Origin of the sequence: Pseudomonas sp. P9_31 (assembly GCF_034008235.1) — a bacterium.
Taxonomy (GTDB): Bacteria; Pseudomonadota; Gammaproteobacteria; order Pseudomonadales; family Pseudomonadaceae; genus Aquipseudomonas.
Genome location: NZ_CP125375.1, coordinates 2055701 through 2068664, shown reverse-complemented (window position 1 = coordinate 2068664; position 12964 = coordinate 2055701). Strand labels below are relative to the sequence as shown.

Annotated in this window: 13 protein-coding genes; 7 read left to right on the top strand and 6 right to left on the bottom strand. The window is 61.8% G+C overall.

Features of this window, described 5'->3' with window-relative positions:
* The first annotated feature begins 13 nt into the window (after positions 1–13).
* The 4 genes from QMK51_RS09395 to QMK51_RS09380 are packed head-to-tail and all read left to right on the top strand — an operon-like array spanning position 14 to position 3587.
* Positions 14–940 carry a metal ABC transporter substrate-binding protein gene (locus QMK51_RS09395; protein WP_320393840.1) on the top strand — a complete coding sequence of 309 codons (927 nt, stop codon included), beginning with the start codon at positions 14–16 and terminating at the stop codon, positions 938–940.
* On the top strand, positions 937–1773 hold the full coding sequence (locus QMK51_RS09390; RefSeq protein WP_320393839.1) for a metal ABC transporter ATP-binding protein: 837 nt from the start codon (positions 937–939) through the stop codon (positions 1771–1773). The genes QMK51_RS09395 and QMK51_RS09390 overlap by 4 nt, the downstream gene beginning before the upstream one ends.
* Positions 1773–2672: a metal ABC transporter permease gene (locus QMK51_RS09385; RefSeq protein ID WP_320393838.1), complete on the top strand. Its 900-nt coding sequence runs from the start codon at positions 1773–1775 to the stop codon at positions 2670–2672. The genes QMK51_RS09390 and QMK51_RS09385 overlap by 1 nt, the downstream gene beginning before the upstream one ends.
* Entirely contained in the window at positions 2673–3587 is a 915-nt protein-coding gene (locus QMK51_RS09380) for a metal ABC transporter substrate-binding protein (protein ID WP_320393837.1), read from the top strand. It begins immediately after the preceding gene.
* A 249-nt stretch (positions 3588–3836) separates the two neighbouring features.
* On the opposite strand, the gene QMK51_RS09375 is transcribed toward QMK51_RS09380, so the two are convergent.
* From QMK51_RS09375 to QMK51_RS09355, 5 genes are all read right to left on the bottom strand, one after another.
* A complete protein-coding gene (locus QMK51_RS09375) occupies positions 3837–4064 on the bottom strand; it encodes an MbtH family protein (protein ID WP_007934245.1) in 228 nt (75 codons plus the stop codon).
* An 82-nt stretch (positions 4065–4146) separates the two neighbouring features.
* Positions 4147–5559, bottom strand: a complete 1413-nt coding sequence (locus tag QMK51_RS09370; protein ID WP_320393836.1) for an aspartate aminotransferase family protein — start codon at positions 5557–5559, stop codon at positions 4147–4149.
* A gap of 143 nt (positions 5560–5702) precedes the next feature.
* Positions 5703–6188: a GNAT family N-acetyltransferase gene (locus tag QMK51_RS09365; protein WP_320393835.1), complete on the bottom strand. Its 486-nt coding sequence runs from the start codon at positions 6186–6188 to the stop codon at positions 5703–5705.
* 298 nt (positions 6189–6486) lie between these two features.
* Positions 6487–7812 (bottom strand): ATP-binding protein, encoded by a 1326-nt coding sequence (locus QMK51_RS09360; RefSeq protein WP_320393834.1) that lies wholly within the window; start codon positions 7810–7812, stop codon positions 6487–6489.
* A complete protein-coding gene (locus QMK51_RS09355; RefSeq protein WP_038982275.1) occupies positions 7809–8489 on the bottom strand; it encodes a response regulator in 681 nt (226 codons plus the stop codon). The genes QMK51_RS09360 and QMK51_RS09355 overlap by 4 nt, the downstream gene beginning before the upstream one ends.
* Positions 8490–8642: 153 nt before the next feature.
* On the opposite strand from QMK51_RS09355, the gene dsbD reads away from it, so the two are divergent.
* The 3 genes from dsbD to dsbG are packed head-to-tail and all read left to right on the top strand — an operon-like array spanning position 8643 to position 11988.
* Positions 8643–10379 (top strand): protein-disulfide reductase DsbD, encoded by a 1737-nt coding sequence (gene dsbD, locus QMK51_RS09350; RefSeq protein WP_320393833.1) that lies wholly within the window; start codon positions 8643–8645, stop codon positions 10377–10379.
* A complete protein-coding gene (locus tag QMK51_RS09345; protein ID WP_320393832.1) occupies positions 10379–11245 on the top strand; it encodes a TlpA disulfide reductase family protein in 867 nt (288 codons plus the stop codon). The genes dsbD and QMK51_RS09345 overlap by 1 nt, the downstream gene beginning before the upstream one ends.
* Positions 11221–11988, top strand: coding sequence for a thiol:disulfide interchange protein DsbG (gene dsbG / locus QMK51_RS09340; protein ID WP_320393831.1), 768 nt, complete (start codon positions 11221–11223; stop codon positions 11986–11988). The genes QMK51_RS09345 and dsbG overlap by 25 nt, the downstream gene beginning before the upstream one ends.
* Positions 11989–12083: 95 nt before the next feature.
* On the opposite strand, the gene QMK51_RS09335 is transcribed toward dsbG, so the two are convergent.
* On the bottom strand, positions 12084–12896 hold the full coding sequence (locus QMK51_RS09335) for an alpha/beta fold hydrolase (protein ID WP_320393830.1): 813 nt from the start codon (positions 12894–12896) through the stop codon (positions 12084–12086).
* Positions 12897–12964 lie beyond the last annotated feature (68 nt).

The window sequence follows — 12964 nt, the reverse complement described above, 5'->3', positions numbered from 1 at the left end:
AGACCGCTTCCCCATGCCTAGTTCATCTCAACGTCCTTTTTTGCACCTGCTGCTGGTCGGCCTGTTTGCCTGTTTGCTGACACCACAGGCCAGTGCCGATGAAGCCAAGCGCCTGCGCATCGGCATCACCCTGCACCCTTATTACAGCTACGTAGCCAACATCGTCGGCGACAAGGCCGAGGTGGTGCCGCTGATTCCGGCCGGTTTCAATCCTCATGCCTACGAGCCGCGAGCCGAGGACATCAAACGCATCAGCGGGCTGGACGTGATCGTGCTCAATGGCGTGGGGCATGACGACTTCGCCGACCGCATGATCGCCGCCAGCGAAACCCCGAACATCAAGGTCATCGAAGCCAACGAAAACGTGCCCTTGCTCGCCGCCACCGGCGTCGCTGCCCGGGGTGCCGGCAAGGTCGTCAATCCGCACACGTTCCTGTCGATCAGCGCCTCGATTGCCCAGGTCAACAACATCGCCCGGGAACTGGGCAAGCTCGACCCGGCCAATGCCAAAACCTACACCCAGAACGCCCGCGCCTATGGCAAACGCCTGCGGCAGATGCGCGCCGACGCCCTGGCCAAACTGACCCAGGCGCCGAACGCCGAGCTGCGCGTGGCCACGGTCCATGCCGCCTACGACTATTTGCTGCGCGAGTTCGGCCTGGAAGTGACCGCCGTGGTCGAGCCGGCCCACGGTATCGAACCGAGCCCCAGCCAGCTGAAAAAGACCATCGATCAACTGCGGGAACTGGACGTGAAAGTGATCTTCTCGGAGATGGATTTCCCGTCCACTTACGTCGAGACCATCCAGCGTGAATCCGGGGTGAAGCTGTATCCGCTGTCGCACATTTCCTATGGCGAGTACACCGCCGACAAGTACGAAAAGGAAATGACCGGCAACCTCAACACCGTGGTTCGGGCGATTCAGGAGTCAGGCGCATGACGGCTAAAGAGACCATTACTGAATCCCCTGTGGGAGCGAGCCTGCTCGCGAAAGCGTCCAGTCAGTCAACATCATCGTTAAATGACACACCGAATTCGCGAGCAGGCTCGCTCCCACAGGTTTCGGGGCCGACGCTGGATTTCGCCGAGGTCAGCCTGACGCTGGGCCGCACGACGATCCTCGACAAGGTGACCTTTCAGGTCCGGCCCGGCAGCGTGCATGCCCTGGTCGGCCCCAACGGTGGCGGCAAGAGTTCGCTGATCAAGACCCTGCTCGGGCAAATGCCGCATCAGGGTCGCCTGAGCCTGCGATGGCCCGGTGAACCGGGGACCATCGGCTACGTGCCCCAGGCGCTGGAGTTCGATCGCGGTTTGCCGATGACCGTCGATGATTTCATGGCCGCCATGTGTCAGCGGCGTCCGGCATTCCTCGGGTTGAGCAAGCATTACGCGACGGCCGTCGGCGAGGCGCTGGAACGGGTCGGCATGCAGGACAAGCGCAAGCGGCGCATGGGCGCGTTGTCTGGCGGTGAGCGCCAGCGGGTTTTGTTGGCCCAAGGGCTGATTCCGGCGCCACAGTTGCTGGTGCTCGACGAACCGATGTCGGCGCTCGATGAGGCCGGCATTCAAGTGTTCGAACGGCTGCTGGACGACTGGCGCCAGAGCGGCATCACCGTGCTGTGGATCGAGCATGATCTGGAAGCGGTCGGGCGTCTGGCGGACCGGGTCACCGGGCTCAATCGCCGGGTGCTGTTCGATGCCACGCCGAAACAGGCGCTGACCCCGGAGCGCCTGCTGACCTTGTTCTCGACCCATCCCCGGAGTGCTGCCTGATGAGTTACGAAGCCTTTCGTTTGATGGTCCAGAGTTGGGCCTCGTCGGGTTATCTGCCGGAAGCGCTGGCCTATGGATTTGTGGTCAACGCCCTGCTCGCCGGGTTGCTGATCGGCCCGGTGCTGGGCGGTTTGGGCACGCTGGTGGTGGTCAAGCGTTTCGCGTTTTTCTCCGAAGCGGTGGGGCACGCGGCACTGACCGGCGTGGCCATCGGCATTCTGCTCGGCGAACCCTATACCGGGCCTTATGGCAGCCTGTTCGGTTACTGCCTGCTGTTCGGCATCTTGCTCAACTATTTACGCAACCGCACAGGGCTGGCGCCGGATACGTTGATCGGCGTGTTCCTTTCTGTGTCGTTGGCCTTGGGCGCCAGCCTGTTGTTGATTCTGGCGGGCAAGATCAACGTGCACATTCTGGAAAACGTGCTGTTCGGTTCGGTGCTGACGGTCAACGGCAATGATCTGCTGGTGCTGGCCATCGTCGGCTCGCTGGTGATGGCATTGGCCCTGCCGCTGTACAACCGCATCATGCTCGCCAGCTTCAACCCACAACTGGCGGCGGTACGCGGTGTGGCGGTGAAGACCCTGGATTACCTGTTCGTGATCCTGGTGACCCTGATCACCGTGGCGGCGGTGAAAGTCATCGGCGCGATTCTGGTCGGCGCCCTGTTGGTGATTCCAGCGGCGGCCGCGCGATTGCTCAGTCAGTCGCTGAAGGGGTTCTTCTGGTGTTCGGTGCTGATTGCCACAGTGAGCACACTGTGTGGAATTCTCGCACCGATTGTCTTTGACCTGCCTATCCCGTCCGGCGCCGCGATCATTCTGGTGGCCGGTATCGCCTTCGCCCTGGCCGCGATTGCTCGCGGCATCGTCCCAAGTCTGAAAGGGAACCTCGGATAAATGTCTTTTTCTCTGCGTCAACTGACCCTGGCACTGACCTTCACATTGCCCCTGTGCGGTCTGGCCAATACTTGCTTTGCGGCGGACAGCGCCAAACCGTTGCGCGTACTGGCGTCCTTGCCGATCACCTATGGTCTGGGCGAAGTGTTGCTCAAAGGTACCGAGGTCAAACTGGAACGGGCCGCGCCGGACAATCTGCCGGGCAGCCGGCAGACCGCCTATTTCACTGGCCGTGGCGCTCCGGCGCTGGCCAAACTGGCGACCGACGCCGATGCAGTGATTGGCCTGCGCTCGCTGTGGGCGGATGACCCGCTGTACCCGATATCCCGGCGCAGCAATATCCGTATCGTCGAAGTCGACGCCGCCCGTCCGGTGGACGGCGCCCTGCCCGGCATCGCCGTGCAGCCCGGCAGCAAGGTCGATGGTTTGAACAGCCAGCCGTGGCTTTCCAGCAACAACATGGGGCGAATGGCGGATGTCATGGCGGCGGACCTGGTGCGCCTGGCGCCAGCGGCCAAACCGACGATCGACGCCAACCTGGCAGCGCTCAAACAGCGCCTGCTCAAGCTCAGCGCCGACAGTGAGTCACGGCTGGCCAATGCCGACAACCTGAGTGTGATGAGCCTGAGCGATCATTTCGGCTACCTGATCGGCGGCCTCAACCTGGAGCTGATCGGCCTTGATGCACGGCCGGATGCCGAGTGGACACCCGAAGCCCTGAAGCAATTGGGTGCGATGCTCAAGGACCATGACGTGGCGGTGGTGTTGCATCATCGACAGCCGTCGGATGCGGTGAAAGCGGTGATCTCGCAGGCTGGCAGTCGGTTGGTGGTGTTGAGTGTGGATGCGGCGGACCCGGTGGCCGAATTGGAAGGGAATGTGGATCAGGTGATCAAGGGGTTGAGCGGGGTGTAACGTCAGTTGAACCGTGTAATCGTTCATCGCGAGCAGGCTCGCTCCCACATTTGATCGGCGGCGATCACAGAGTCTGTGATCGACACAAATCCACTGTGGGAGCGAGCCTGCTCGCGAAAGAGGCATGGCAGGCAACACAAATTCCAGCCCTGAAAAAAGCCCGCTGACCGTCACCGGTTCAGCGGGCTTTTCGTTCCCACGCTCTGCGTGGGAATGCAGCCAGAGACGCTCCGCGTCTCACTTGACAGCTCAGTGAGCCACGGCCGCCTGCTCTTCCATTTTCTGGCGCAGGCTCAGCGGACGCATGTCGGTCCAGACTTCTTCGATGTAGGCCAGGCATTCCTTTTTCAGGCCGCTCTTGCCTACGGTACGCCAGCCTTGCGGCACGGCCTTGTAGTCGGGCCAGATCGAGTATTGCTCTTCGTGGTTGACCACGACCTGAAAGAGGATGTCCTCGCGGTCGAATACTGACGTCATGCTGTTTCTCCATCGCAGTAGGGGTGGGCTGCACGACGTGTGCAGCCGTTATGTAGAAGGAACGTTCGAGGCGCCGAAAAATTTAGAGGCTGGCAGTGGCGGCGGCCATGGCCCTGCCGAAAATCTCGGCCACGCGATCGATTTCTGCGGCCGTGATCACCAGCGGCGGCAGGAAACGCACGACACCGCCATGACGCCCGCCCAGTTCGAGGATCAACCCACGCTTGAGGCACTCGCGTTGCACCAGCGGCGCCAGGCGAGCGAATATCGGTGGATGGCCTTGTGCATCCGGCGCACCAGTCGGGTCGACCAGTTCAACGCCCAGCATCAAGCCGCGTCCGCGAATGTCGCCCAGTTGCGGGAAGTCCCGTTGCAGGATGCGCAAGTGCTCACCCAAGCGCTCGCCCATGGCAGCAGCGTGCTCACAAACCTTGTGCTCGGTCAGGTAGCGCATCACCGCAGAGCCTGCGGCCATGGCCATTTGATTACCACGGAAGGTCCCGGCATGGGCACCTGGCAGCCAGGTGTCGAGCCAGTCGCGATAGACCACCACCGCCAGTGGCAGGCTGCCGCCGATGGCCTTGGACATGACCAACACGTCCGGAATGATCCCGGCGTGCTCGAAGGCGAACATCTTGCCGGTACGGGCAAAACCGCTCTGGATTTCATCGACGATCAGCGCTACGCCGGCCTTCTCGGTGATACGCCGCAAACCACGCAACCAGTGAAGATCGGCAGGAATCACCCCGCCCTCGCCCTGCACCGCTTCGACGATCACGGCAGCGGGCAGTTGCACGCCGGCCTCTGGATCGTTCAGCAGGTTTTCCAGGTAATTCAGGTTGACCTGCACCCCCTGCGCGCCGCCGAGCCCGAACGGGCAACGATAATCGTAGGGATACGGCATGAATTGCACGCCACTGCTGAGCAAGGCACCCAACGGCTTTTTCGGCCCCAGACTGCCCATCAGGCTCAGCGCGCCCTGGCTCATGCCGTGATAACCGCCCTGGAACGACAGCACGGTGCTGCGCCCGGTGGCGGTACGCACCAGTTTCAGCGCGGCTTCCACGGCGTCGGTGCCGGTCGGGCCACAGAACTGGATCTTCGCTTCAGCGGCCAATGCCTGTGGCAACAGACCGAACAGGTCCTGAACAAACTGATCCTTCACCGGCGTGGTCAGGTCGAGTGTGTGCAGCGGCAGTTCATCGGTCAGCACTTGCTGGATCGCTTCGATCACCACTGGATGGTTGTGCCCCAGGGCCAGAGTCCCCGCACCGGCCAGGCAATCGATGAAACTGCGGCCTTCGACGTCCTCGACATAAATGCCCTTGGCGCGCTTGAGTGCCAGGGGAATACGCCTCGGGTAGCTGCGGGCGTTCGATTCCTGCTGGCTCTGACGGGCCAGCAATGGCGATTCGATAAACTGATAAAGCGTCTCGGCAGGCGTCGGGACGATCCGGGCCGGCTGATCTTCGATAAGGCTGGTAGCGACTGACATCTCTCGACCCCTCAATACGCTGCTGATAGTGACCAAAACTGCACACCGGGCAGGTGCGCGTTCCGGTCACGGGGCGCACTTGCAGGTTTTCCTGTTCTGGAAACGCATCAGGACCGCAGGGATTTAGGCCCTCGCACCGCTTTCTATGAAGGTGACGACAGCGCCTTATGCATGGGAATGGCGTGGAGTCCCGCCACGGTGAAGGTTTCAGCACAAGCCCGATAACCCAGACGGTGGTAAAACGCCTCACCGGTTCGGGTGCTGTTGAGCCGCGCCTGAGGTAAACCGCGCGCGATCAACCAAGCCTCGAGATCGAGCACCAGCGCTTGCCCGGCGCCTCGTCGAAACCATTCCGGCTGCACGTAACAAAACGCGACCTTGCCGCTGATCGCCGCCATGGCGACGCCGATCGGTTTGTCCTGCAACAGGGCGATGTTCAGGTACAACCGCGGGTCAGCCAGCCAGGGCTGTATGTGTTCGATGGTTTTGTTGTGGGTCCAGGTGGCGACGGTTTGCGGATCGTTGCGGTGGTCGAGCGCGCAGCCGACGCGAATGGAGCGCTCGACGATCCGGCTGATGATGCCGGCGTCGGCAGACGTTGCCTTGCAGATGTGTATCGATGCATCCATGGCGCTGTTACCTCAATCCATTGAGTCAAAGCTGCCAGGGACGATAACGCTGTGGGGGGCCGGGTGGCTAATGGAGAGCCGTTACATTTGGTGTGCGACACAGAACAAATGTGGGAGCAACTGTCTTGGTTTATCTGGGAAACCGAGTCGCCACTATCGCGAGCAGGCTCGCTCCCACAGTGGTTTTGTGTTGATCACGGAACCTATGGCTACCCCGATCAAAATGTGGGAGCGAGCCTGCTCGCGATGGTGGCGACACATTCAACAATGATGTGACTGACAGCCCGCTCCCAAACCATCACACCGGCTGCAACGGCATCGTCAATTCAACCCGCAAGCCATCCGGCCGGCTGTCGAAATGCAGGGTGCAGCCGCAGCGCTGGACGATGGCCTGGACAATCGCCAGGCCGAGGCCGCAACCGGTGCTCTGGCCGTTGCGCCAGAAGCGTTGGGTCAGGTATTGCAAGTCGTCTTCGGCAATCCCCGGGCCGTGGTCGCGGACCAAAAAGCGCACGCGATTGTCGGTGGTTTCCAGGCTCAGCTCCACCGCCCCATCGCCTGGGGTATGACGCAGGGCGTTGTCGAGCAAGTTGCGCAACGCAGCAATCGATAACACCGAGGGCATATGCAGTGGCGCATCGGAGACTGTGGCCGGCAACTGAAACCTGATCCGCTGACGATCACCGCTGGCCGCATCCTGAATCGCCAGTTTCGCCACCTGTTCGGCGCTGCATTGCACACCATCATCGAACGACAGACTGCCCTCGACGCGTGCCAGCAGCAGCAATTGTTCAAGGGTGCGGTGCAGACGGTCGGCGCCCTCTTCGGCCCGTGCCAGTGACTGATCCCGAGCGCTGCCTTCGGTCATGCGCGCCACTTGCAGATGGGTTTTGATGGCAGTCAACGGGCTGCGCAACTCGTGCGCGGCATCACCGGTCAGGCGCCGTTCGCGTTCGATGGTCTTGCCAATGCGCAGGAACAGCTGATTCTGGGTTTCCAGCAGCGGTTGCAATTCGCTGGGCAGCGGCTGGATCTGCAACGGTTCCAGAGAATCGGCGCTGCGGCGCATCAACGCATCGCGCATACGATTGAGCGGTGCCAGCCCCTGGCCGATGCCGAGCCACAACAGGCACAGGCAACCGAGCAGCGCCACGCCGACCGGCACCGAAGCCGCCAGCAGGATAGACATGTTCAGCGCTTCGCGCTCGATCTGCCGGTCGGCGGTGGTAATACGCACATCGCCCCGCGCCAGGGTGAAGCTGCGCCACGAGGCGCCGTCGATCATCTGATCGCGGAAGCCCATTTTCTCGGCTTCCAGCGCTTGCTCGGGATTGCTGTGACTGCGAGCCAGAATCTCGCCGCGCAACGAGCTGACCTGACAGGCCATGCCGCCAGGGATGTTCAATTGTTCGGCGCTGAAATCGGTACCCTCGCCCTTGCTTGGCAACGCCGGCAATTGCTCCATCAGGCCAGCGACCATCCGCGCCGAGGCCACCAGCCGCTGGTCGAGGGAAAACATCATCTGATTACGCAGATCACTGAGCATCCAGGCGGCGGCCAGGGCCCAGATCAGCGCAAACGCGGCGCCGAGGGTCAGGCTCAGGCGCAAACGCAGGCTCATCACTTCGATTGCTCTCCGCCATCGGCCGGCCCCAGGCGATAACCCAGGCCGCGTACGGTTTCGACGATGCCGTTGCCGAGTTTACGCCGCAGGTGATGGATATGGACGTTAAGGGCGTTGCTTTCCAGTTCGTCGTTGAAACCGTAGACGCTGTCTTTCAGTTGCTCGGTGGACAGTACCCGGCCACGGTTATGCAGCAAGGCTTGCAACAACGATTGCTCACGGCGCGACAAATCCACCGATTGGCCGCCGAGCAGGGTTTCGCGGCTGCTCGGATCGTAGGTCAAACGACCGTGCTCGATCAGGTTGACACTGCGCCCCGCCACTCGTCGCAGCAAGGTGTGCAGGCGCGCGGCAAGTTCGCGCAGGTCGAACGGTTTGAGCAGGTAGTCGTCGGCGCCGGCTTGCAGGCCGTCGACCCGGTCGGTGACCGAATCCCGGGCGGTGAGGATCAGCACCGGGATTTCCAGGCCATGGTGGCGCAACTGCTGCAACAGCTTGAGGCCATCTTCATCGGGCAGGCCGAGGTCCAGCACCATGACGTCGAACTCCGCGACCTTGAGCATTGCGCGGGCTGCCGATGCCGTGGCGACGTGCTCCACGGTCAAGCCCTGGGCGGTAAGCCCGGCAACGATGCCACTGGCGATCAGCTCATCGTCTTCGCAAACCAGTACGTGCATGGTGAGCCCCGTAGAAAAAAGGTGATTAAGCCGTTAGCCGATTAAGCGGACATTATGCCGCAAGCGCCATTGCCACAAGGCAGGCACGGTTAATCATCGGTTAATCGCCGCTGCCCATTGTGCATCTCACTTGCACAGGGATAAGGCTTACCCATGCGTCGACTGTTTTTATTCTTTGTTCTGTTGATCTCGGGTGTAGCCCAGGCAGGAACGAATCCGTTCGAGACCCAACCCGATTTTCTCCCGGTGGAAAAAGCGTTCATCTTCACCTCCGAGCGCCTTGAGTCCGGCGAAACCCAGCTCTATTGGCAGATTGCCGACGGTTATTACCTGTATCAGCGACGCCTGAAATTCGATGACTTATCCTCTGAGCACATACCTGCATTGCCCGAAGGCGAGTCCCACAGCGATGAGTTTTTCGGCGAACAACAGGTCTATCGCCAAGGCCTGGAGCTGAAGATCCCGGCCGGTGCCGCCGGGCAGATCAAAGTGGGCTTCCAGGGCTGCGCCGATGCCGGCTTGTGTTATCCGCCGCAGACTCAAGTGGTCGACCTTGGCGCCAGTAACGTCCTGGCCGCGTTCAATGAACAAGCACCTGATCAGTCCCTGGCCAGTGACCTGCAACAACGGGCGCCGGGCTGGAGCCTGCTGGTGTTCTTCGGCCTGGGGCTGCTGCTGGCGTTCACCCCTTGCTCGCTGCCAATGTTGCCGATTCTGGCGGGTTTGATTGTCGGCAGTGGCGCCACGCCCAAACGCGGCTTTGCCCTGGCCAGCAGTTACGTGATCTGCATGGCGCTGGTGTATGCGGCGATGGGCGTGCTGGCTGCCCTGCTTGGCGCAAACCTTCAGGCACTGCTGCAGAATCCATGGCTGTTGGGCAGTTTTGCGGCGGTGTTCGTGCTGCTGGCCTTGCCGATGTTCGGGTTCTTCGAGCTTCAATTGCCGGTGGCCGTGCGAGATCGGCTGGAACACGTTTCGCGCAACCAGCGCGGTGGCAACCTGATCGGCGCCGGTGTGCTGGGAGCCTTGTCCGGCCTGTTGGTGGGACCGTGCATGACCGCTCCGTTGGCGGGCGCCCTGCTCTATATCGCCCAGAGCGGCAGTGCACTGCACGGCGCGCTGATTCTGTTTGCCATGGGTATCGGCATCGGTGTACCGCTGTTGTTGCTGGTCACCGTCGGTAATCGCTTCCTGCCCAAACCTGGCGCGTGGATGAACCTGCTCAAGGGCGTGTTCGGTTTCCTGTTCCTCGCCACCGCGTTGCTGATGCTGCGCCCGGTTCTGGATGAATCGCTCTGGCTCGGTTTATGCGGTGCCTTGCTGCTGATCGCCGCCTGCAGTGCCTGGAAGCAGTCGCAAGGTTTTGGCCGAGTTGCCCACCTGTTCGGCGCCAGTTCGCTGCTGTTGGGTCTGTGGGGCAGCCTGTTGGTGATCGGTGCGGCGGGGGGCAGTGACAATCCCTATCAGCCGTTGCAGGTGTACAGCGCCGGCCGTACCAGCGGCGCCGCACCGAATGCCCATGATGCATTCACCACGGTCAAGGATCCCGTCGCCCTGCAACGCGAACTCGACACGGCCCGCGCCCAGGGCCAATGGGTGCTGCTCGATTACTACGCCGACTGGTGTGTGTCGTGCAAAGTCATGGAAAAACAGGTCTTCGGCAAACCCCAAGTGCTGGAAGCGCTCAGCGATGTGCGCTTGCTACGGCTGGACGTCACCGCCGACAATGCCGCCAGCCGTGAACTGCTCGGCCGTTATAAAGTGCCGGGGCCGCCAAGCCTGTTGTGGATCGGCACCGACGGCATCGAGCGCCGCAGCCAGCGCATCACCGGTGAGGTCGATGCCGACACTTTCCTGCAACGCTGGACCACCACCCGAGACGCTCGTTAATGCTGACCTTTACCCTCGGCACCTTTGCCATCGCGCTTAATCACCTGCTGCTGATCAGTGCCCTGGCGCTGGCGACCTTTGTCGGCTGGCGGGTGGCCAAGCGTGGCGGCGAGAACCCGGAATCGGTGCTGTTCAGCCTGTTCCTGCTGGGGATGCTGGCGGCTCGGGTCGGTTTCGTGATCGCCTACTGGGCGCACTATCGCAACGATCCGTGGCAGATCATCGACGTGCGCGACGGGGGGGTCCTTGCCTGGCCGGGGGTGGTCGTGCTGTTGCTCGCCGCGTTGTATCGAGGCTGGCGTCGCCCGGGCCTGCGTCGGCCGTTGGGCTTTGGCGTGGGCAGCGGTCTGGCATTCTGGCTGCTGGCGACCTTCTCCCTGAGCATTTACGAACAAGGCACGCGCCTGCCGCAGATCACCCTGCGTAATGCCGCCGGCCAAACCGTGCAGCTCAGCGACTACCAGGGCGGTCCGCTGGTCATCAACCTTTGGGCCACCTGGTGCCCGCCGTGCCGCCGGGAAATGCCAGTGCTGGAAAACGCCCAGCAACAACGCCCGGACCTGACCTTCCTGTTCGTCAACCAGAGCGAAAGCATGCAGAGCGTCGCCACCTTCCTCGAAACCCAGGGTCTGAGCCTGACTAACGTGCTGTTCGATGGCAGCGGTCGATTGAGTCAGGCCGTGGGTTCCATGGCATTGCCGACTACGCTGTTCTATAACCCTGACGGGTACCTGCTGGGCAGCCATCTGGGCGAACTCTCTGAAGCGAGCCTGGCCCGCGCCCTGGAACACTTCGACACCCCGAACCCGGCCACCTCGGCCACGCCTTCAAGGAAATTGCCATGCTCCGCCTCCGCCACCTGCTGACACTTACCTTGGGTGCTGCCCTGCTGCACCTGCCGTCGGTACAGGCCGAAGAACTGCCTGAAGCAATCAAGAAGATCGAAGCCAAGGGCGCGAAAATCGTCGGCACCTTCGACGCGCCCGATGGCCTGCGCGGTTATGCGGCGCAGTACCAGAACCGTGGCATGACGCTGTACCTGACCCCGGACGGCAAACATGTGCTGCTCGGCAATCTGTACGACGCCGATGGCAATGACCTGAGCAGCGCGCCTCTGCAGAAACTGGTGTACGCACCGATGGCCAAGGAAGTCTGGGGCAAAATGGAAGCCAGCAACTGGATCGGTGACGGCAACAAGGACGCACCGCGGGTCGTCTACCTGTTCAGCGACCCGAATTGCCCCTACTGCAACATGTTCTGGGAACAGGCGCGGCCGTGGGTCAAGGCCGGCAAGGTGCAGTTGCGGCACATCATGGTCGGCATTATTCGCGAAGACAGCCCGGGTAAATCCGCCGCGCTGCTGGCCGCCAAAGACCCGCAGAAAGCCCTGGAAGACCACGAGAAATCCGGCAAGGACAGCTCGCTCAAGGCCCTGAAAGACGTGCCGCCGGCGATTCAGGCGAAACTGGCGGCGAACATGAAGTTGATGGAAGACCTGGAACTGGCCGCCACCCCGGCGATTTTCTACATGGACGACAAGGGCCAGCTGCAACAGCAGCAAGGCGCGCCGTCGCCGGACAAGTTGGTGAAGATTCTGGGGCCTAAGTAATCCCCACCGTCCCCATCGCGAGCAGGCTCGCTCCCACAGGGATATGCGGTCACCTGTGGGAGCGAGCCTGCTCGCGATGAGGCCATTAAAATCGGCTAATTCCTCACGCCTAGAAACTTCAACAGCGCATCCGTGACAAACTGCGGATTCTCCAGATTAGAGATATGCCCCGCCTCCGGCACCAGCACATACGGACAACCGATCAACTCGGCCATCTCTTTGGTTTCCGACGGCGGCCGCGGTTTGTCCTGATCGCCGCACATCAACAGCGTGGTTTCAGGGTTCAGTTCACCCAGGCGCGGCAACAGATCATCACGACCAAAGGTAATCCGCCCCATCGGCACGATGCTTTCACGCAGACGATCAGCCGGCAGCGCAGCCAGTCTGGCGCGGAAATCCCGATACAGCGCCGATTGCGGATCAATGCCCGGACGGAAGAAGATCGGCACCACAATATCGAGCAGCTGCGGCGAGATCACACCGCTGTCTTCGATCTGCTTGAACAGCGAGAAATAGTATTGGCGGGTCGGTTCCGGTTCGACACCGACGTAGGTGTCCATCAGCACCAGACCGTTGAGCCGCTTCGGCGCCGACAGCGCCAGTCGAACACCCCACATGGCACCGACCGAAAGACCGACCAGCGTGACCTTGTGGATGTCCAGATGATCGAGCAATGCCAGAGCCTGGCGTGCTACGTCATCCAGTGACTCTGTGCATTCGGGCATCCGCCCGGATTCGCCATGGCCCCACAGGTCCAGGGCGATGACCCGATAGTGCCGCGATAGGGCCTTGATTTGCGGCGCCCACATGGCCTGGTCCCACAGGTAGCTGCCGGCCAGCAGAACCGCCGGGCCTGTGCCTTGATCTACGTAGTGAAGCGCTTGTCCATCAACCGTTACGAAGGGCATCGACTGTCTCCTTGGTGAAATAAGATCCATTAAAGAAGCACGGGAAGACTGAGCCGGTGGGGACTGGC